The 21224-nt window shown below is 58.6% G+C and carries 17 protein-coding genes; 10 read left to right on the top strand and 7 right to left on the bottom strand.

Annotation, left to right across the window (positions count from 1 at the left end):
- Positions 1–748 precede the first annotated feature (748 nt).
- Complete coding sequence (locus N2603_RS32995; RefSeq protein WP_018645227.1) at positions 749–925, top strand: hypothetical protein; 177 nt, start codon at positions 749–751, stop codon at positions 923–925.
- A gap of 8 nt (positions 926–933) precedes the next feature.
- Here the strand turns inward: N2603_RS32995 and N2603_RS32990 are convergent, their stop codons facing one another.
- Complete coding sequence (locus tag N2603_RS32990; RefSeq protein WP_260385417.1) at positions 934–1323, bottom strand: hypothetical protein; 390 nt, start codon at positions 1321–1323, stop codon at positions 934–936.
- A 380-nt stretch (positions 1324–1703) separates the two neighbouring features.
- Entirely contained in the window at positions 1704–2513 is an 810-nt protein-coding gene (locus N2603_RS32985) for a LuxR C-terminal-related transcriptional regulator (RefSeq protein ID WP_260385416.1), read from the bottom strand.
- 545 nt (positions 2514–3058) lie between these two features.
- On the opposite strand from N2603_RS32985, the gene galE reads away from it, so the two are divergent.
- Positions 3059–4135, top strand: a complete 1077-nt coding sequence (gene galE, locus N2603_RS32980; RefSeq protein WP_260385415.1) for a UDP-glucose 4-epimerase GalE — start codon at positions 3059–3061, stop codon at positions 4133–4135.
- Between the two features lie 238 nt (positions 4136–4373).
- Positions 4374–5312 carry a glycosyltransferase family 2 protein gene (locus tag N2603_RS32975; protein WP_260385414.1) on the top strand — a complete coding sequence of 313 codons (939 nt, stop codon included), beginning with the start codon at positions 4374–4376 and terminating at the stop codon, positions 5310–5312.
- A 16-nt stretch (positions 5313–5328) separates the two neighbouring features.
- On the opposite strand, the gene N2603_RS32970 is transcribed toward N2603_RS32975, so the two are convergent.
- Both N2603_RS32970 and N2603_RS32965 read right to left on the bottom strand, forming a co-directional pair.
- The gene (locus N2603_RS32970) at positions 5329–6549 is read right to left on the bottom strand and encodes a glycosyltransferase family 2 protein (protein ID WP_260385413.1); all 1221 of its coding nucleotides are present in this window, start codon (positions 6547–6549) and stop codon (positions 5329–5331) included.
- Positions 6550–6558: 9 nt separating this feature from the next.
- Positions 6559–7839: a WecB/TagA/CpsF family glycosyltransferase gene (locus N2603_RS32965; RefSeq protein ID WP_260385412.1), complete on the bottom strand. Its 1281-nt coding sequence runs from the start codon at positions 7837–7839 to the stop codon at positions 6559–6561.
- Between the two features lie 525 nt (positions 7840–8364).
- On the opposite strand from N2603_RS32965, the gene N2603_RS32960 reads away from it, so the two are divergent.
- The 3 genes from N2603_RS32960 (at position 8365) to N2603_RS32950 (ending at position 12318) form a co-directional block, all read left to right on the top strand.
- A complete protein-coding gene (locus N2603_RS32960) occupies positions 8365–9357 on the top strand; it encodes a hypothetical protein (RefSeq protein ID WP_260385411.1) in 993 nt (330 codons plus the stop codon).
- 67 nt (positions 9358–9424) lie between these two features.
- Positions 9425–11044: a tyrosine-protein kinase domain-containing protein gene (locus tag N2603_RS32955; RefSeq protein WP_260385410.1), complete on the top strand. Its 1620-nt coding sequence runs from the start codon at positions 9425–9427 to the stop codon at positions 11042–11044.
- Positions 11041–12318, top strand: a complete 1278-nt coding sequence (locus N2603_RS32950; RefSeq protein ID WP_260385409.1) for a polysaccharide biosynthesis/export family protein — start codon at positions 11041–11043, stop codon at positions 12316–12318. Before N2603_RS32955 ends, N2603_RS32950 begins: the two co-directional genes overlap by 4 nt.
- Before the next feature lie 102 nt (positions 12319–12420).
- Here N2603_RS32950 and N2603_RS32945 read toward each other — a convergent pair whose 3' ends face one another.
- Both N2603_RS32945 and N2603_RS32940 read right to left on the bottom strand, forming a co-directional pair.
- On the bottom strand, positions 12421–13461 hold the full coding sequence (locus N2603_RS32945; protein ID WP_260385408.1) for an acyltransferase family protein: 1041 nt from the start codon (positions 13459–13461) through the stop codon (positions 12421–12423).
- A 116-nt stretch (positions 13462–13577) separates the two neighbouring features.
- The gene (locus N2603_RS32940; RefSeq protein ID WP_260385407.1) at positions 13578–15071 is read right to left on the bottom strand and encodes an oligosaccharide flippase family protein; all 1494 of its coding nucleotides are present in this window, start codon (positions 15069–15071) and stop codon (positions 13578–13580) included.
- Positions 15072–15457: 386 nt separating this feature from the next.
- Here N2603_RS32940 and N2603_RS32935 point away from each other — a divergent pair, with 386 nt between their 5' ends.
- A complete protein-coding gene (locus tag N2603_RS32935) occupies positions 15458–16123 on the top strand; it encodes a class I SAM-dependent methyltransferase (protein WP_260385406.1) in 666 nt (221 codons plus the stop codon).
- Complete coding sequence (locus N2603_RS32930; protein ID WP_260385405.1) at positions 16120–17460, top strand: glycosyltransferase family 4 protein; 1341 nt, start codon at positions 16120–16122, stop codon at positions 17458–17460. The genes N2603_RS32935 and N2603_RS32930 overlap by 4 nt, the downstream gene beginning before the upstream one ends.
- 69 nt (positions 17461–17529) lie before the next feature.
- Here the strand turns inward: N2603_RS32930 and N2603_RS32925 are convergent, their stop codons facing one another.
- Positions 17530–18804 carry an O-antigen ligase family protein gene (locus N2603_RS32925; protein WP_260385404.1) on the bottom strand — a complete coding sequence of 425 codons (1275 nt, stop codon included), beginning with the start codon at positions 18802–18804 and terminating at the stop codon, positions 17530–17532.
- A gap of 333 nt (positions 18805–19137) precedes the next feature.
- Here N2603_RS32925 and N2603_RS32920 point away from each other — a divergent pair, with 333 nt between their 5' ends.
- Positions 19138–19986 carry an exopolysaccharide biosynthesis polyprenyl glycosylphosphotransferase gene (locus tag N2603_RS32920; protein ID WP_260385403.1) on the top strand — a complete coding sequence of 283 codons (849 nt, stop codon included), beginning with the start codon at positions 19138–19140 and terminating at the stop codon, positions 19984–19986.
- Positions 19987–20286: 300 nt separating this feature from the next.
- Complete coding sequence (locus tag N2603_RS32915) at positions 20287–21003, top strand: hypothetical protein (protein WP_260385402.1); 717 nt, start codon at positions 20287–20289, stop codon at positions 21001–21003.
- Positions 21004–21224: the final 221 nt, after the last annotated feature.

The following is a 21224-nucleotide window of genomic DNA, read 5'->3' as shown; positions in this document are numbered from 1 at the left end:
GCAATTTCCGCCGCCGCCACCGATGGCACCGCCCGGGCCGCCTCCGATGGCGCCCGCGAATCCGCCAACATTTGCAGGTCCCCCTCAGCCCGGCCCTGTCGCAGGCCCGGGCCCCCGGCTCGGTCCGGCAGCTGGGCCGCGCGCGGATCTCGCCGCGCGAGATGTCGGCGGCGGGCCGACAGTCTTGAACGCACCGCGGACGATGGCAGTCAACATCGGCAGTGCCGGCGCCTATCGCTATGGTGGAGCGCACGGATATGGATATGGCGCGCGTGCGGCATCATATGCCGGCGCATACGCGGCCGGCGCTTACGCCGGATACGCCTATGGCGGCGCGCGCTCCAGCTACTACTCGAGTAGTGACTGCTATTATGCCTATAGAGGACATCGCAGATATCGCGTCTGCGATTAGCCTAGTTTCTTTCAAGATTCCTCTTCACTGCGTAACGACGGGCTATTGATCCAGATCGCGTTAAGCACACGGTGGGTCGGGCTGTTGCTATTGCGCGGCCCGACTTCGTTTCTGGGCCGCCCTGGATGATTTGCTTGGTCATGCCAACAGGACAGCGAAACTGACCGACATCATCTCCTTTCGTTAGCGCCAGCCGTTGCGGCCTTTTCGTCTGCGTCGTAAATCGAACGCCGCGGCAAGTTTGGACCGGCATGATTATATTCGATAACAATGATCGCCATGAACTAATCCGGCAAATATCTTCGCCTTCCTTTTTGTAAAGAGTAGGGGCGTCCAATGATCGGTTTCCAAGCTAAGCTGGAACGTTTTGAAAGCCTCGCTGCCGAATGCGAGTTGATCGCCAAACGAGTGCAGGGAAGTAAACGCGAGCTGTATCTGCGTGCAGGTCAACACTACCGTGATCTGGCAAACGACGTGCGTGCCTTGATTGCGTCATTCGACATCGCCGCGTAGGAGGAAGATCACCCGACGCGACTTTTGCGCGGCCCCATCCATTTTGCTTGGACTTGGTAGAGTTCTTTGGTCGCAAGCGTAAACACCTTCGCTTCATAGGTCTTGATCGTCTTGCTCGGATCGCGCGTGGCGACCAGCTCCATTAACCAACTCAGACGAGGTGCTACGGAAAGCTCGTCAGGATGAAACAGCTCTCCACGTCGCGGAGGGGCTAAAATCGCTTGGCCTGAAGCCGCCGAGCTAGCGTGCTTATTGGGCGCAAACCCTCGCCTGAGATATGCCGCGAAAGAGCGGAGCAATGCCGCATAAATGCGGAGAACGTCCGAAGGGAGTTCGATGAAGCTGCATGGCTGGACATCGCGGCCGACTGGTTGAAGCTGACGGAAGCCATCGAACAAGAGGACCGTCCGAAATCGCAGCAGTCGGGTCGCCTCGGTGATCAGCGGAAACCGTCCTGGTGGCCGTAGCGTGTCAGGAGCCGATGCGCTTGGCCTCACGATGCACCATTCGCCGTATCTTTAGTGCTTGATTCATGCGGTCCGTCGGAGTCGGCCCGGGACTGTTCGTGGCGGGTGAGGGGATGCAAGGGCCCGAACGGCCGCGCCGGCATCAAATCCGCCCCGGCCGTTCACGGCCGGTTCCGGCCCGTAATGTCGGATATTCCGTTCTAGCGCTTCGCTCGTGCCTTCAGGAGGGGAAAGGAAGAGAGCGGTAGCCTCCCTCGAATCCTCGCTCGGACCACGGTTCAGTCCGTTCCTATAATTCATCAGCTTACGGTTCAACAGGCGCGACGCTGAACGGGATTGTTGCCATCCGGCGAGAGCAAGTCGGAAACATCACTTGGCAAACCGTCCAGGCTGTCGAAAATTCGGTGATTAAGCGCCCAGAACGCTGCCTGAGTGCGATTGCTCGCTCCAATCTTCCGAAAGATAGTCTTCACATGCGCCTTGACCGTCGGTTCGGCAATTCTGAACAATCGTGCAACGTGTTTGTTAGAATCTCCCCGAACAATCCGCGCGAGGATTGCAACTTCCCGCGCTGAAAACAGCTTGCCGGGATCCGTTCCATTTTGAGCATGCAGCGGCGCGTCATTGTGGATATCATTGTGACCGTGCATGTCGTTTTGGACAGAAGCCGTTCTTGGCTCTTCAGACTTGGGCCGGAGATCCAGGGACGCGAGACGGGCGTCGACGACGATAAGAACCCCGCTGACGACCGCGTGCAGCGCGCCCACGAGCCCGCTTGGTGTGATCGAATTGAACAGCGCACCATTTGCACCATCGTCGAGCGCATCAGATAAGCACTCCGAGCTATTTTCGTCGCCAACAGCCACAATAAGGGCGGACGGATACTGAGCTCGAATTCTTCTGCAGAGAGAATCGTGCCTGTGCCCAACGCCGACAATGAACAGAAGCGGCCCGTCGGACGGGATTTCGGCAAGATCGTTCAGTTCTACTTCGCATCCTTGTGGTCGAAAACGAGTCCTCGATAGGATGAGCCGGAGGCCCTCGCGGAAGAGGCCGTCGCTCTGGAGAATAAAGGTAGGAACAATCGGCTCACTCGACATATTCGGTACCTGGTTAGTCACCGGTCTTTCACCAAGCTTTCCAGCTACGAATGCGCGCGGCCTTCCTACTGCTGATTGCTGCCGTCGCTATAAATTCCTTCTGCCAAAATGACTCTGGCACAGTCGGCTGTTGCTAGAGCGGCACAAATAACTTAAGTTAAAAGCACTTAAATTCGTTCAAAGACCACGAATAAAGTGAGATGGGGCAGATTGTTCCAATCAAACGAACTAGTCCTTTCGGACTGCCAAGCCTGGCCTAACAGCGCACTAAGGTTACGCAGCCTGCGCCAAACGATCTTAAGTCGTGTCGCCCCGCCGCTGGTGTTCTCGTCGAGTTGCCACCATTGCGTGACCGATCGACTTCCGATCCAGACGGATCATCCACAACATCCAATCTATCCTTACGGCTGCTCGAAGCTTGATGTCGAGCGGATGCTTGGAGATCTCGGGCGGACTCACCCCGTGCAGTCCATCAGAAGTAGCTCATAAAGCCCAAAATCTCCACGCCCCGTGGGCGCGACTTGCAAGTAACGTGGTGTCGCATTGCACGGAGGCCGGTTGAGCGAATGCCGAAGCTGTCCGAGACGGTCTTGGTGACTGGAGGTGCCGGTTACATCGGGGCCCACGTCTGTATCGCATTGCTGGACGCCGGGCTCGACGTCGTCGTGCTCGACAACCTCTCCAACAGCAACAAGGCCTCGCTCGAGCGGGTGCAGTCTATCTGTGGGCGTTCGCTCGTCTTTCGGCACGCCGATATCCGCCATGAAGAAGTGATTTGCGATGTCCTTCGCTCCTGCGGAGTGACCGCGGTCATTCACCTTGCAGGATTGAAGGCCGTCGGCGATTCCAACGTACGGCCCCTGAGCTATTACGAGACCAACGTTTTGGGAACGATGCGGCTGGTGTCGGCAATGAAGAGGGCGAATGTAAAGACGCTCGTCTTCAGTTCGTCCGCGACCGTTTACGGGATACCTAAATACTTGCCGCTCGACGAGAAGCATCCCCTCTGTCCGACCAATCCGTATGGCCGCACAAAGCTCGTTATCGAAGAGATGCTGAAGGATCTCTGCGGGTCCGACGACGATTGGCGGATCGCCAATCTGCGCTACTTCAATCCGGTTGGCGCACACGAAAGCGGGCTGGTCGGAGAAGCCCCGCTGGGCCTTCCCAACAACCCGCTCCCGTTTGTGGCGCAGGTGGCGATTGGACGGAGGGAGAAGCTGCAGATCTGGGGAAACGACTATGACACGCCTGATGGCACCGGAGTCCGCGACTTCATTCATGTGGTCGATCTCGCATCCGGGCATTTGAGCGCCTTGCGCCACCTGAGACAGCCTGGTGTGCTCACGGTCAATCTTGGCACGGGGAACGGCAGCAGCGTTCTGGACATCGTTCGTACATTTGAAGCAGCGAGCGGGCGTTCAGTTCCCTATGAAGTCAAGGAGCGTCGGGCTGGCGATGTCGCCGCCTGCTATGCCGACCCGACCTTTGCGATGGAGGCTTTGGGCTGGAAGTCGATCCGATCGTTGGAACAGATGTGCGCGGACCATTGGCGTTGGCAATTGCAGAATCCGGACGGTTACCTTGGCAGCGAACTCCCCAAGGTCCGGGAGCGATCCAAGCATCTCCGCCGTCACGGCTGAGGTGTGCGCGCCTGAGGTATTCGAAAGGCTGACGCCTGTTCGCGTACATAAAAACGTAGAAGGATCTGAGCGGCCGGTCGTCGCGCGGCGCAATTTGTCCCTGAGAACTAGTGCGACGTGAGGAGGACATCGCTGCTTGTTCTGGCAACGGCATGCCCTAATGTACCATGGGTTATTCGACGTGGCCTAGGCGGTGCTTTCGTTGCAGGCTTGAACGTAGAGGCATGTGGGGTCGGTGATGACACGGCAGACGCCGTTGGTATCCATCGTAATTCCTTTGTACAACAAGGCTGACTTCATCTTGAGGACGGTCGCTTCGGCGGCGAGTCAGCTAGATGTCGCTTTTGAGATCATAGTTGTCGACGACGGATCGACGGATGATGGTGCCAAGCTGGTTCACAACGCGGGCCTCGAGGGCCTATTTCTCATCGCGCAGGAGAATGCGGGGGTTTCCGCAGCCCGAAACCGTGGAATGACTGCCGCGCGCGGGAAGTGGATCGCATTTCTTGATGCCGACGATGTGTGGTCATGCGACCATCTTGCCACCCTGTTGAAGGCAATTGATGGCAGCGATGCGATTGCCGCTTTCAGCAATGTTCGGCTCCAAAGTCACGCCAGCTGCCCATTGATTCATCCGAGCCTCGCGGCCCAGAGAGTAGAGAATTACTTCTCCTTCGCGCTCCGCAGCGGTGGCTATCCGATCAGCTCTAGCTCGATCATCGCTCTCAAGGACGAGTTGGTTGCGGCCGGGCTGTTCGCTGAGGGAATCTCAACGGGCGAAGATATCGATATGTGGTGCAGGCTTGCGTGCCAAGGTGCCTTTTTCTACACCGCCAAGCTTACGGCGACCTACAACGACGCTCGCTCGCATACGCGCTGCAGTACGGCAGGCACGGTCGTGCGGCCGTTCCCGGTTCGGAGGCTGCACGACTTGATAGCAAGCGACGAGTTGGATCCTCGATTGGCCGAAAGCGGCAAACGTTATGCGAATTTCCTCATGCTTGAGTATGCGCGCCAGTTGCTTGACAGCGGCCAGTATGGCGATGCTCGAGCAGTCCTGCTCGGGGAATGCGTGCCTCGCTACGATCCAAAACGATTTCTGAAGCGCTTGATCAGAACTACGTCGTTTGGACAGACCCTTTTTGGGTTAGGTCAAACCCACGCTCGACAGGCCTGAGAGACCACCGATCCAACTATCGATGAGTATAGTGTGTATCTCGAACAGTCGTCTGCGACCGATCAGCCCTGAGCCACTTGGTCTTGTGACCGCAGGCCAAATCCACGGCAGAGCGAAGCACCATCACGACGTGCCGTGGCACTTGCTTGATTTCCTCCATGCCGATGAGATCGCGTCCGCAGAGGCACCACGCTATTGCGAGAGGAAACGAGAAAAGGACCATGTCGACGGCTGCAAGACCAAGCGGAACAGTCGATCCGATACCAATCATGCAGCTGAAGCACAGCACTGCGAGAGCCACGTTGGCGACAGCAAGCAGGCCGAGAGGTGGAACGGCGAGATCGGCAGCAAGTGCCAACAAGCCGATATCCCGCCGCCGTAGGCCGTGATACACCAGTCGCGGCAAGTGGCTGTTCATGAGCCCAAAATGCCCGTGCATCCAGCGCTGCTTTTGCTGGTCGTGAGCGCGTTGCGCGTCGGGAAAGTAGCTTGTCACGCGGACTCCTGGGAAGAACCGAGGAGCGTATCCCTTTATCGCGAGTTCCAGTCCGAAATACTTGTCCTCAGTCAGATGCCCGGTTGCGAGAAGCTCGGGCTCTGCCATGCGCCAGGGCAGGGCCATGCCCGTTCCGAGCAGATGGTAAGGCAGGCCAAGCCGTGCATAACCGCGCGGCCGGAGATCGTTCCTGACGCGCCATGCGAACTCCGCCAAGCGCGGTGGAGCGGGTCTGTCAGGGTTCGGAATCATGAAGTCCAGGCATTGCAGCGGGGCGTCTGCGGCGGCACATGCTCGGGCCAGCACCTCAACGCCATGAGGGCTGATCTCGCAGTCCGCATCGATGAATACGATGACTTCGGGGGGGCTTGCGTTCAAGTAGCGAAGACCGGCGGCGAGGGCAAAGCCCTTGCCACAGCACCATGGCTCGTCTCGAACCAGAACCTCGGCACCGGCAGCTGCAGCGATTGCCGCCGTGGCATCGGTACAATTGTCGGCCACGACCAGGAGGCGATCGTTCCGCGTCAAATGCATCTTGATCCGAAGAAGAGTTGCTTCGATATCCTGCTCTTCGTTGTGCGCTGGGATCAATACCGCGATCGTCGGGCGGCGCGACGACAGAACGTATGAAGGGTCGCGCGGGAAGAGCCCAGCGGCTGCCTGGATCGCGAACGCGATAGTGGCAAGAGCCAAAGCGGCGGCAGCAAAGCCAAGAGTATAGGTCACAATTACAGCAAGCACGACCACATCTCAGTGACGGTGAGGATTGATCCAGGCTGCGCCACAGGCGTCTAAAGTCGACTGCCAAAGCCTTCGGACGGCTGGCTTACCTGCCGGGTGCAGCCGGCGCGCGGTTTGTCGAAGTTCAATCTGGCGGTCGCCGGCATGAAGCAGGTAGCCGCAACCATGCAGACGCAGAATTCTTTGGATTGGTTTATTGGATGCACGAAGCACGAAGCCTGCACGCATTCGTCGTTGATATCCATATGCGAGGAGAATCTGTCCGAGGAAGCCGGCGTCGGCATACGTCACGCCATCCAGATCAATCTCGAGATTGCCTCGCGTTCGTGTAGCCTCCGACAGAGCCTCGCGAACCGGGGCGATGTTGTCGTTGGTCCAGGCGCCGATAAACTCGATAGTATAGGTCGCGTCTCGTTGACGACGTCGCAAGCAGGCGGCCGAGAGTTGTGCGGGTGAGGGTTTGTGCAGGCGGTATTCGGCGAGGCAAGGCAAAATGTGACCAAATAGCACCGAGGTCAGGACCATGAGGTCTTGAGCATACCGTGTCCAAAGAGCCGGTTCTTCCTTCACCCGCCATAGCCATTCGAGGCCATGCTTCCTAAAGAAGATGGGTGCACGCGTGATACTTCCAGCGACAAAATTGACCGTGGCGCCCAGGTTGCAGATGATCGGCGGCGCAAGCGAACCCTCGTTACGACTGGTCCATAGGAGGCCCTTCCGAGCTCCAATACTGATGATCAGTAAGTCAGCACCGGCTCCATTGATGACGTCGAGAATTCCCTGATCGCTCATTGATTCAACGGAGCCGAACCCGGGCGCGTAAACGCCGGCGCAACGTACGCCAGAGGTGCCCTCATTAAGTCGCCGGCGAACTCGCTGACCGATGTCATGGGTTGCACCAAGGAAGAACGCGTTAAATCGCTCGTCGGTTTGGCGCATCAATGAATCGAACAGGTCCGATCCGCATGCGCGATCGGGAACGGAGATGCCGAGAGCGCGTGCAAACCAGACAAGAGGCATTCCATCGATCATCGAAAGATCGCTGGCGAGCACAGCATCTCTAAAGTCCGGATCGGACCGTGCCAGTCGCAGAAAGTTCGCATTGGGCGTGACGATGTTGCAACTGCGGGCCGCCTTGATGGACGCAGCAACCTTTTGCGTGACCTCCTCGATTGTCACCACATCGCATAACAATCCCTGGATACAAAAAGCACGCCGCGAAAAGTCGGGCTCAAGCGATCTTGGCGAATGAAGGCTTGCCCTCCCGCCCGTCTGAACGGCAATCGGCATGCTACCTCGCACATCGCAGCCCGCCCCGAACAACACGAACCATTCCGTCGGCCAAGTGCGGATCAGCCGCCCCGTACCTGCTCTCGGTTACGAGACGAGCGTTGGATCCGAATTCGGTTGGTTAGAGTAGGCGAGGCCAGCTGAAGCAGAAGTGCCCGCACGGATATGACAGCGACACATGGTGAGTAGTTCACAGCGATGTCGACTAGCCGTATTACGTTGACGCATCAGCCGGACAATGGGTGAGCTGTTGAGGTGAGCCGGTTGCCACCTTAAGCGATCTTCGAACGAACTAGTCAATTTGGACCGGTTGCCCTTATTCGGCCAGTCGGCATGATTGCCCCAACTGCGCGCGGGCGGAGGCAACGGAAGTCGCGTCGAGAGAGCCTGGTCATGCATGGCCTAACATCGCGCCTCTATTTCTTCGCAAGCGCTTTACTCATTGTTGCTGTCTGCGCTTGTGCGTTGGCGGGCATGGCAGGTTGGAGCCGAGCGACGCTGCCCACGTCAAAGGATCGTCCATCCTTGATCATGGTGCCGGATCGCGAATTCGCCGCCGAGAGCTACGTCCACCGGCGACTGGCGACGGATGCTCCTCGTGATGCCCATTCGGACGCCTGGGTGGCTGATCTACAGCGACAGATCACGAGGCACTACGGTGTCGCGTCGGTGAACATTGATCGATATGCGCCCCCGCTCTACGTTGTCGGCGCCGGTCAACCTACGGTTCGTGTCAGGGCGGAGCGAGTTGATGATCCGGCATGGCGATTCGAGCCGCTTCAACAGCAATGGGAACAGGTTCCGCTTCCCGATCATTTCCAGCCATCAGCCGGCACCGACCAGGAAGCGATTGTGTATCAGCCTTCGACAGGTCGGTACTGGGAGTTCTGGGTGATGGAAAAAAGCGGCCGCAAGACCGTTGATTCCATCGGACGAACTGTCGATGAGTGGCGGGCCGCATGGGGAGGCAAGATCGACGACCTTGCAAGAAATCCCGGCTATTTTCCAACGACGGTTCAAGGCTACAAGTTCGGCACGACCGCAACGGGACTAGCCTTGCTCTCGGGTCTGATCACGATTGCTGAGCAGCGCCAAGGCGCAATCGATCATGCGGTTCACTTCGCCCTGCCGCAGACGCGCCGATTGGTGTGGGCGCATCCAGCTCAGCGAACGGACGGCGGAGAGGTCGATCCCAACGCGATTCCTCAGGGAACGACGTTCCGTCTTCCTGACACCCTCAATCTCGATCAAATCGACATGGATCCGTACGCGCGTATGGTGGCTCGCGCAGTGCAGCGATACGGAATGGTGGTGCGCGACACGGCTGGCACAGTGGTGCTTTACGCTGAGAACCCGCTGGCGACGGGGCCCGATCATCCATACTTCGGCGCTGGCGGCATTCTGCGGTGTCCATCGGAGCAGGCCCAAGCATCGTGCTATCCCGACAGCAATAACCGGCTTCGCGGGTTCCCCTGGGACAAATTGGAGGCCGTCCAGGCGACACTGCATGAGCAATAGTGCCGTGCCAGGCGACCCTCCGCGGGATATCGGGAGCACGCTCGACGCGGAGTTTCGAAGACGTCAAATGGAGTTTCGATCGATGCTCGATTCGACCAACAGCAGACGTTCTATCTTCGATGCAGGCGAGGATCGATCAGCCATGGGTGAGCCATGGCGCGATGGAGTTGATCTCAGGATCCTCCTGACCAAGGTTCGCCAGCAAAAGCGGAGAATGCGTCGCTCTGTGCTGGTCGGCTCCATTATAGGATTGGTCGGGGGTATGTCTTACGACCTGGTTCGAATTCCCGCGTACTCGGCCTCTTCCGAACTGCTGATTTCGAATACGACGCTGCAACTGTCGGGGCCGGACGCAGTCGTAACGCAGGTTCTTGTCGAGAACTCGCTCATTCAAAGCGCGATCGAGATGTTGAAGGCCAGCAAAGTCCTTGACAGAGTGATCGACAGGATGGGGGTGGACAATATCGAGCAGGTGTTGCCAAAATCGGGCTCGATTCGTCGTTTTGCATCATGGTTGACATCTGCCTCCGATCGGGAGTCCTCACGAAGGCAAGCCGCGGCCGCGCTCGTGAGATACAACACGAGCGTCAATCGCGTCGGTGCCAGCCAAGTCATTTCTGTTCAAGGAAGGGCCTTAAACGCAGAGGATGCCGCCAGGCTTGCCAACGAGCTGGCGGCAGCGTTTGTCCAGGAGCAGAACGACACAAACGCGGTTGTAACGACAAGCGCGGCATTACGAGAGCGAATTAGGGTGTTGGGCCCGACAGCTCGGATCATCAGCGAGGCGGTGGCACCGAACTCAAGGGATGGACCGGCCTTAGGCATCGTGTTGGGATTGGCGGCTGCCTTGGGCGGTGTTCTGGGCATGACGATCCAGCTTGCGTTGATATCATTTGGTAGACGCGTGTGCAGCGCCGAGCAGCTCGTTGCCGCTACAGGCGTTGAATGCTTCGGGTACCTGCCTCGAAGAAGGCGCGGCGGAACTATCCCGCGCTATGGCGGAGGAGCTGATTTGGCCTCTGTCTTGGGCGGGTCGATCTTGCGTCGCGCGCGCTTGGCGATCCTTGAACGGTCCGAGAGGAATCCTCATTTCGTCGGCGTCACTTCGGTTGGGTCCGGTGAGGGCAAGACGTTCCTTGCCCGGAGCTGGGCCAGGTTGATCGCACACGATGGCTCGCGCGTTCTTCTTGTTGACGCATCTCACGGCGCGGCGGTTTCTGCCAAGAGCGTTCGTCCAGCTAAGGGCAAAGGCCTCCATGAATTGCTCCGGGGCGAGGCCAATCTGGTCGACGTGGTCCAGGGAGACAGCGGTCACAATTTGCACTTCTTGCCAAGTGGAGGAGCCGTCTGCAGTCTCGACATGCTGTGGCTCGGTTTCGTCGAACTCATCAATGGCGGTCACGATCCCCTTTACGATTGGATCGTTATCGATCTACCCCCACTCGCAACCCCCGCTGACGTGCGCTCCGCTGGCCAAATCGTCGATGACTTCCTGATCGTGGTGGAATGGGACCGCACGTCGGAGCGGCAGCTCGAACAGGCTTTTCGTGACCTCGGACCCATGCGCGAGAGAATTCGTGGAACTGTTATCAACAAGACGCCGTGGAGTTCGTTCGATTCCGTGACGCTGGAGCAGGCGGCTCGTCGAGCGTCGAGGCCGAAATGGAACGATCAGAGTGTGCCATGACCATGAGAACATTCGGTTCGATCACGTTGCTTCTTTGCGCCGCGATGACGGGTGCCGTGACATCTGCTGTTGCACAAGAGTATCGGCTTGGAGTCTCCGATCGACTGAAAATCAAGGTGCAGGAATGGCCCGATCTGAGTGGGGAATACATAATAACGCCGGACGGCGTCGTCTCCTTGCCGCTGATTGGAAACGTCAACGTTGTAGGTCTGCGTCTCGACGATCTCGCACAGCAGATATCTGACCGCCTGCAACGTCGCTCGGAGAAGGCGGAACGGCCCTTCGCTGCAGTTGAAATCATCCAGTATCGTCCATTCTCCATTCTCGGAGATGTTCAGCGACCCGGCGAGTACCCATTTCGTCCGGGGCTTACCGTTATTCAGGCGATCAGCGTCGCTGGCGGATACTATAGACCCGAAGTCGGCCTTTTGCGGCTGGATCGCGACATTGCCCTCGCCAAAGGCGATATCCGAACGCTTGTACAGAAGCAGAATCGTCTCCTGGCCCGGGAGGCTCGCCTGACGTCCGTAATTGCGGGGCGCGAGGATATCTCTCTGCCTGCAGAACTTCGGGACCAGCAGGATAATCCGGCCATCGCGGCCATCGCGGAAAGCGAGCACGCGGCCCTTGCCGTCGAATACGGCACCATACGTTCGGAAACGGCAGCGCTCGAAGAAGTCAAGACGCTCTATCAGCAGGAGATTCGTTCACTCCGCGGCCAGATCGAGGCATTGAGCCAAGAGGATAGCACCATCCAAACGCAATTGAGGGATATGCGCTCGCTCTCGGCGAGGGGGCTAGCGCTCATGCCGACCCTGTTCAATCTGGAACGAGCGGCCGCGCAGATATCGAACGAGAAAATGAACATGCAGACTGCGATCGTGAGGGCTGAGGAAAATATTGCACTGGCGGAGCAGCGGCTTCGTGAACGCACCTTTGAGAGGAGCCGCTCCAACACACGTGATCTGCAACAAACCAGGGATGAGATCGCAGATGTTCGGGCACGGATCAGGACGGCAGGAGACCTGCTGACTGAAGCGCAAATCAGCGCGCCGGCCGAGGCGCGCGAGCGTCTCGCGGAGAAAACGCAGCGGTCCGGCTTCATTTTGATTCGAAAGGATGGCGAAACGACGCGAGCGCTGATAGCGGAAGAAACCACTCCGTTAATGCCGAACGACATCGTCAAGATCCCAATGGGCGGATCCAAACTGTATGATTTGAGCGGGTCCATCAATCTGACCCGGGTCGAAAGCGGAGAACAGCCGGACAAGTGAGGCTGCGACTGGAGAGGGCTGTGCGGCCTATTCGTCCAAAGAAAACATCGACCACTGCAGGCGAGTGCTCCCATCCGACCCGGCGAGAGCTACGACGCAAGATCACGGTGCCGGGAAATTGTGCGGCTGCCCTATGGGCTGTGCCGTCTGTGCGCGCCTTGAACGAAGCCAGCGCCGCGTGGTTTGTAGCCATGCGCGTTCCCAATAGAAGGTCGACATGTGGGCCGCGACCACCGTGAAGATGACGCCGACAGGCCTTTTCAGCAGATATCGCTCCCAGATGCTTCCGTCGTTCCACCATCCGTGAGCCGTCAGCGGATGGATCACGTAGAGCGCATAGGAGGTAGCTGCAACGTAGCGAAGCCCTCGGCTGCCCAGGATCGCCATCAGACGATTGGGCGGCTGGGATATTGTTGCCCAGAGCAGGAGGCCCGTCGCATAGGGTCGAACATATTGCAGCCATTCGCTCTGCGGATGTGAAGTGGAGGCCCAGGCCCCCGCTGCCAGGATCCAGACGAGGAGGGAATAGGTGGAGGTGCCAAAACGGACTATCGGCAATGTTGCAACGCACGCACCAACAAGAATTTCGTCAATGCGCAGATGCGTTGCCACGGCAATGTGAGCGCCTTCCGCGATGCGGATCGCGGTGATTGCGGCACAGCAGGGCCAAACGAGCAACAGTGCCCGCCGACCGCCCGCAGCCGTAAGGATTGTCACAAGCGCGTAGAAATGAACCTCGACGCAAAGCGACCATAGATGCTCGGTGACCGGCAGCATCTGGTCCAGTCTGTAGTTGATGATGAAGCTCAGGTGGGAGAGAAGCGCCCCTTTGCTTAAGCCGAACAGGATGACAACCAGCAGAATATAGAGATAGGCGAGTGGCAGGATACGGGCGATCCGCTTTACGACGAATTCAAGGATCGTGGCGGTTCGAAGTGTGCTGACGATCAGATAGCCAGAAAGGGCAAAGAACAGGCTCATCCCCATGGGACCGGCGGTCGAATTCAGATTGAGAGACTTGGGCCCGAGCGGAAGCAGATGCGTTGCCAAGACGAGCAGGATGCTGATTGCACGAAGGCCATCGAGGGCCGGAATGCCCTCAACCGGTTCGGCATGTCGCTCGGCCGGAACGTGGGCCTTCATCTTTGACGCCTGCCGGCGGCCTGCAGACGGTCTAGGCTGCAACAGGCGTAATCGTGATCTGTCGGATTCGTCGGAAATTTCGCGGTTGAGTGGTTGATCTCTTTGCGGTCGCATGATCAACCACGTTCGGTTTGGTGTGGCTGCGGCCATGATCGGGGAAAAGTGCCCAGCCGTGATGGAAACAGGAGGCTCTGGCGGAGGCCGCCGAGGTGAAGTGACAATTCGTGCCGCACGAGGAAAACTGCGGCTACCCAGATCAGTCCCGACACCATGCTGGATGCAATAAAGCCGAGTATGATTTCGACGGGCCGATCGGGAATTAGATGCCTAAAAGCGAGCGGGACCGGCATGGTGACCAAAGTGACTGCCAAGCTTCGGCCCCAGGCCCCGAACAGTAAGCCTGGCAAAACGCCGATCGCGGATTTGATAGCGCTGAAGTAGCAGATTACAAAAAAGATGCTGCTCAAAACCAGGCTCCAGACGGCGGCGCCGAGTCCCAGTGTCAGGCCGATCGCAACCGCTACTATCGTGAATACACATATCGCGGCTTCGGAAGTGAAAAGCAGCTGTTGACGGCGTTTGACGACAAGTATGTCATACTGGGGAGCAACGGCCAGTGTGAGCGCGTGAGCGACGGCGACAGGCAGCATCAAAGTCCCGGCTGTTGTCCAAGCGGCGCCATAAATCGCTCGCACAAGCGGTTCGGACCATATCGCGAGCACCGCATAGACGGGCCACGCCAGGCCTGTAATCGTTTCAACAAGTCGACGGTAGATCGGCGCTAGACTAATGCCCTTGCCTGCGCGGTCGCCGAGGCTCGGAAGCAGCGGCCGGGCAAGGCCGAGGACCAGCCCATTTCGAACGAAAGAAACCAGATTTTGGGCACGAGCAAACAGGGCGGCGTCGGCGAGGCCCAGCGCGCGCCCGATCAGCAGTTCCGGGGCAGACGTTGCGGTGCAACCGACGAAGAGTGCCGCCGAAGTCCAGCTAGCGAAAGCAAGCAGACGTCGAGTGCCTCTCAGCATCGGCCGAAGGCGTATGGCATCGGGCCGGAATGCGAACGTGGCCAATGCTGTGATGAGAGCAGCCGCGAAATAGCCCCATGCCAACGCGGCTGCGCCGTATCCGAGTGCGGCAAGGGTGATGGAGATCAAGCTTTGCGAGATGGCCGCGGTGATCCCGACCACGAGGAGGGCGCCGAAGCGCATCGCGCGCATCAGGCGCATGGTCGCTGGAAAGGCGAAGGCCGGACCAAGCTGCGCGATAGCCACGATCCTCAAAGTTTCGCCGAGAGCCGGATCGCGATAGAAGTCCGCGAGTGGACCGCTTAGCCCGATGAATAGCAGCATTAGACAAGTGGCGATCGTCAGCGTTAAACCATAGGCTGTCTTCAAGAGGTCGTCGTCAAGTTCGGGCGCACTGACAACATATGATCCGATCGCAGACTCTTTGAGTCCGGTAACCACGCCAATGGCGGCTATTGCGACGGTGTAAGACCCTGCCTCCCGGGGCGTGAGCAGGTGCGCAATCACGACGCCGGTCGCAAAGTAGACCAGCACCGTCGTATTCTGCTGCAACGTTGAACTGAGCATCGCCTCGCGCAGACGCATGATCGAGGTGCCCTCATCCTGCCTCTCGCAAACTCACTGAGCCGCTTGACGGGTGACGCGCGGCAAAGTGATTGCGAAGTCTGAAATGGAGGACAGTTCCGATAAAAGAATAGAGCAATTGCCGGGCCACATCGAGCGAACGCCTTAGCCTCGCCGATCGCGTCTCTTCGAGCGTGCCGCAACCCGCGCTCGGAAAGTTTGCTTGCGTCATCTCCACAGCCGGTCCCGGGTCACTGCCACATTGTGCACGATAGTCGGCGCTGGAGGTGAGGGGTCAATGACCTATCGGAACTAGTCCGTATTTCCGCTGAGCGAGGCGTGTGCCTCAGCGAGACGAGTGTTACGGTTCAACGCCCCCGGTAGCGATCGGACGACCGAAACGCCACATGCAGCCGCCTCAAGTCATCCAGCGCGTATTTCCCTCGCGATTGCGCAAAGGCGTTCGCGACATGGTCAAAGCGGCGCTTCCGAAGCAACTCGCGCCAGGCGTCTGCCGTGTGTCGCCGCGGCTCATGGACGAAGAATATACCTGCGGACGATGGGAGTATCTCAACGATCTCGAGGAAATGGCACGCTATGCGGTGATCGCGGGATATTGCAGGCACATTGGAGACATCTCGAGCGTGCTCGATCTCGGATGCGGTATCGGCTTGCTGCGTGCTTGGCTTCGACCAGCAGAAGTTATCGATTACGTCGGCGTTGACTTTTCCACTGTCGCAATCGAGATGGCGAGGATTCGGTGGACGGACGAGTCCACGAAATTCATCGCGACGGATATCGCGACGTTTGTGCCGGATCGCAAATTCGACGTGATAGTCCTCAACGAGGTTCTCTATTACTTCGAACGGCCGGACTGGATCCTGAGGCGGGTTGCGGCGTTCCTGAAAGAGAATGGAAGGCTTGTCATCTCCCTTTGGGAGTCACCGGAGTCCCGACTGGCATGGCGACGCTCGCGCAACAGCGTGCATATTCTCGATGAAGTGCAGGTTCGGCACCGGTCGGGGCTGTCCTGGGAAATCCGCCTTTGTCGGCCGCGCCTCGTGGCGACATGAGCAACTCGATCAACGCGGAGTTCAACATGCAGTTAATATCGGGCCCGTCGAAGAAGCCGTCGCCCAGCGTCTCGAACCGCATGCCGACTGTCCTCTACCTGATCAATCAATATCCGGCGATCAGCCACACTTTCATCAAGCGCGAGGTTCTTGCGCTCGAACGTCTGGGAGTCGCCGTGGTCCGTGTGGCCGCCAGGGGTGGCAAGGAGTTGGTCGATCCCGGTGACCTAGCTGAGGAGAAGCGCACGATCTATCTGCTGCAACGCCCGTTCGCCTTGCTTCGGGCCACGATTTCATCGCTCCTCTTGCGGCCCCGCGGCTTCGGCAAGGCGCTGCTGACGACGTTGCGCATGATGCGCAGGAGTGATCGCGGGCCCTTGCTGCATGCGTTCTATTTTGTGGAAGCGTGCGGCGTCGCTTCCATTGCTCGCGACGCGGGGGCGACCCATCTTCACGCGCATTTTGGAACCAATCCCGCCGAGCTCGCGCTGATTGCGTCCCACCTCTCGGGTCTTTCATATAGCTTCACGGTCCATGGCTGCGGCGAATTTGACAAGCCGGAGTTCCTAGCGCTGGAGGCCAAGATCGAGGCGGCTGCATTCGTCGTTGCGGTGAGCTACTACGGGCGCGCTCAACTTTATCGGTGGTGTAAACTCTCGGATTGCTGGAAAATCAAGCTAATCCGATGTGGCATAGACGAACAGTTTCAGGCCATGTCCGAGGTGGAGCGCTGCGAAGCGCCGCGCTTTGTTTGCGTCGCGCGGTTCTCTCGCGAAAAGGGCCTCGATATTCTGATCAAGGCCGCCGCGGCCATGGTAGCCAATGGGCACAAATTCGAGGTGATCATCGTTGGTGATGGCGAAGGCCGCAAGGAATTTGAAATACTGGTCGCTGCTCTCGGGCTCAGCGGGACCGTACGCCTGCGCGGCTGGCTGAACAATGCTGATGTTCGGCGCGAAATCATCGGTGCTCGCGCGCTCGTCGTTTCAAGCCTCGCTGAAAACCTTCCGATCGTCATAATGGAGGCCATGGCGCTGCGACGCCCGGTGGTGGCGACGCAAATCGCCGGCATTCCGGAGCTGGTCATCCCGCGCGAGACCGGTTGGCTGGCTGCGGCGGGGGCACCAGAGGCGCTCGCTGCGGCCATGACGGAGTGTCTCCTGGCGCCGCGCGAGCAACTGGAAGCGATGGGACGGAAGGGACGCGAACGGGTTCTCGCATTGCACGACGTTGACCGAGAGGCTGCGGGCCTGGCCGATCTGTTTGCAACGAGCGTATCGCAACAGAACGATATCGTGATTGCGGAGGACCGACATCTCTCAGCTGCGGTGCGGTAGCGAACGAGAGTGTACGATGCGCTCGTGAGACCGCCGCCTGCACTGCGCCCTCTGGCCGCAAACGATCGATCAGGCGACTGCGAACCGTGCCTGCGATGTGTGAGCCGCTAGTCGTGCGGAAGCAGCAATAGTGCCCATTATGAACCAGAAGAACCATTGGAATTGGAGGTAATCGAGAAGATTGTCAGAGTAGCACATGACTATGTATCCAGCGCACAACAACGACATCGTCAGAGCGCCTCGAAAGTCTCTGCTCCATGTGGACAATACCTCGAGCACCACCGTCCCCCAAAGAAGACCGAAGCTCGCCAGGCCCGCCATACCCATCTCGAAATAGATCTGCAGGATTGCATTGTGGGGGCCGATTCTGACCTCCCCATCGCCGCGGGAGAAGAACAAGGGGACGTAGGCTTTATACGAGTTCAGCCCATAGCCATTGAGACCCGGTGGATTGGCCGTCAACCATTCAAGGGTGTCATTCCATAGTACTTCGCGCCAAGCAAGGGAGTTGAGCTGCTCGAAGCCGACTGCAACCGTGCCCGATTTCAGATCGGATAGGCGTTCACCAACGGCAGGAAAAAGAAGCAGGACAGGGAGACAGAGAATCGCAAGAAGCCAGCGTCTGTCCACCAAGACTGCGTATCCCGCCGTGATGATCACCATCGAGAGCCATGCGCTACGAGCCTTCGTCAGAAGCAACAGAAACAGCAGGAAGCCGGCGTAGGCAAGAACTGCGCGGCGCCTGATCGGAGAAAGTGTAAAGTTTGCGGAACAAAGCATATAGAGGATCACGGTCACGACGCTGACAATGTAGAAGGCGTAAATATTCGGATGGGTGAACGTGCTTTGCAGGCGTTGCTCGCCGGTCAAGATGTCCGGTTGCATCGCCAGTTCCAGCAATGCGAAGATCGACGGTACGGCGGACGAACATAGCGCCACGACGAGGCATTGGGTGGCCATCTTTTTGGTTCTGACGAGCGCATATGGAAGCGTAAACACGGCTGCGTAGGTGAACAACGCCAGGAGGTCTCGCAATCCGCCGCTTGGATCTGGAGCGTGGACGAGCGACGCGGCGGCTGTGAGAAGAACACTTGCCCAAGCCAGGAGGGGGGCCGACAGGACAATCCCGGGAACATGAATGATGGTGACAATCGCAATTGCGATCACCAGAGCGTTGATCGCCGCACCAGGCCCGGTCTGTTGTTCGGATGCCGCTTTCAGCCAGTCGAAGGCTCGGTCACAAGCGGGACGAACGAGCATGACGGCCAGCATCATTTGGCGGACACCCAGAATACGCGTCAAGGAGAGCAGAAGGCCGGTTAGGGCCAGGATGATACCGGTCAAAGTATTTCCTCCGGCTGGTATCGGGGGTCCACGGAACGGTGTCCGAAGACCCTGCATATCCTGTTGGGCGGATCAGCATTCATCATTAGGCGCTGCGTCGCCTCCGGCCCGCAATCACTCGAAAGTATCGGCAACAGCGCATCGGATTTAGCGCCGATGAATTCTGGCGAGTCCTGCGGCCCGTATGTATCGTGCATTCGCATGGCTACACGAGGTACGGTCAACTGTAGCGGGTGGTCGCGCAGCAATTTTGCATGAAGAGTTCACTCGGCGACAGAGTGGGGATAGCTTCCCGGAGCAGGACTCGGTATCGCCTCTCGAATGAGAAGCACGATGCCAGAACTCGGTGTTCATCGCTCTCGCGCGCCTCTCAGCGTGCCGTTCGTGGACGATAGCGCGGCTGATGATCGCGCGGTTGATATTGTGTATCGCGCGGGTGCGATCGAGGCGGTCGCCGAAGATCTTGGGTTGGTTTCAATTGTCGAACTGCGGTCCGCGAGGTCGGACGCTACTCTGCGCTCAGAAAGCAGAGTCAGACAAGATCGAACGAGTCGCGCCAGTCCCTCTGCAGCGCGGGCAGGGTGGAGTGATCCAAATTGTAGAACTAAGAGAATATTCGACGTTGTTGTTACTTTGATCGCAATTATTGCGTTGATCGCGGTCTTCGTTGTCGTCGCGATGGCGGTAACCCTGGATAGGCCCGGTCCGGTGTTCTTCCGTCAGTGGCGCGGTGGGCGCGATGGTCAGCGCTTTCAAATCTGGAAGTTTCGAACGATGACATGTCTGGAGGACGGGAACGATGTTCGACAGGCTAGTCCGAACGATGCCCGTGTTACGCGGGTTGGACGTGTCCTTCGGAAGACCAGTATCGACGAGCTGCCGCAACTTCTCAATGTGCTCCGTGGTGACATGTCCCTCGTTGGGCCGCGTCCCCACGCACTGGCTCATGACGCGATCTATTCGAGATTGATAACCGAATATGCGGAACGACAGTCGGTGAAGCCAGGGATCACCGGTTGGGCGCAAGTCAACGGATGTAGGGGGGAGACGCGAGACATCGCTGCCATGGAAAGGCGCGTCAAGCGAGATCTCCAGTACGTCCGACACTGGTCGCTGCGGTTCGATATCGTCATCATGTTGAAGACCGTGAGAGTGCTGCTGCGACCCAGCAATGCCTATTAAGTCTTAAGGTTGGCTGCTTCGGTCGGGAAGGCAGGTAGTGGCTTGGTGCGCCTTGCCGTGCGCGAACCGTCTGGATTCCCACCTATCCCGCAACTCGTCGACGGAGATGGTCGCCTTGTCGCCGCACCTGCAGATGCGCGCCCCGCACGGTCCCACCGCTCTGGTTAGAGCCCCCGTCGCGAGACATCATGGCCTTTGATTTCCTTTGCGCTGCCCGCCCTTATTTTGCTGAGTGCACCGGCCGTTAACGGTTGGTTTAGTTCCCGGCATGATCATTTGGCGACCACAAGGGACCCGAGCATGCAATTGCACCATGCGAATACCTTGGAGAGGATCGAGACGGCCGCGGATCACGACACTGGCGAGATCGCGATGTGGCCTGTCACTCTTGACCGCTTGGATTTCTCGACGTCCGATCGAGATGAGGTCCTGGCGCTCCTTCGGCAAGGCAATTGTTCAAAAGGCACTCTTTCGGTCGTCTTGGTCGCGTTGGCTGGCGGCGTTGGACTGGGTTGGGCTGGTGCTTTGTTCGCTCCTGCAGCTATCTCAGCTCTCAATCCAATTGCTTCGATGGAAGCGGCTTCGCGCCGCATGCCGAGCATTAAGCCAGTCAGCAAGGTCGAAAGCAACCGAAAGACGGCATCAGCATCAAGCTCGCGAACGCCGCCTGGTTTTGGTGGATCCTCCACGTTCACCTCAAGCCTTGGCCCGAAGCCTCTGGCCAAGGCATCGAGTGTTGCGCAACTGGCGGATGGGCTCGAGCAGGACATGTCGATAACAGGCTCGGTCCAGCCTACGGGGCCTCTCCTGCCGGTCCCCGAGACAAGGCCGACGACTATTGTGGGATGGGCAGTCCTCGATGTTCGCGCCGGAACGGCCGTGCTCGAAGGGCCCGATGGGATTCGAATGGCAGCACGGGGCGATGAAGTCCCGGGCATCGGGCGAATCGACTCCATCGTGCGCTGGGGCAATCGTTGGATCGTTGCTACGCCAAGTGGGTTGATCTCGACGCCGTAGGCGTGAAGGCTTGCAACGAAAAGCATGACATAGATTCGGCCGCCACTCACCAAGTCCGAAGCGGCTATCTCATTCCGGGCGGCCAGTTCTTCGACTGCCGAACTCATCCTGTTAAGCGCAGCGACGTTGCCATGAAGGGCGATGGTCCAAGACCCTGAGGTCCTGACCCAGTTGGGCCCCCAGTGACGGCCCGAATGTCTGCCAATGATGCCCGGTCTGTC

The organism is Bradyrhizobium huanghuaihaiense (assembly GCF_025200885.1).
GTDB classification, from domain to species: Bacteria; Pseudomonadota; Alphaproteobacteria; order Rhizobiales; family Xanthobacteraceae; genus Bradyrhizobium; species Bradyrhizobium huanghuaihaiense.
The sequence above is the reverse complement of the archived record's forward strand: the minus strand, read 5'-3'. Positions and strand labels throughout refer to the sequence as shown.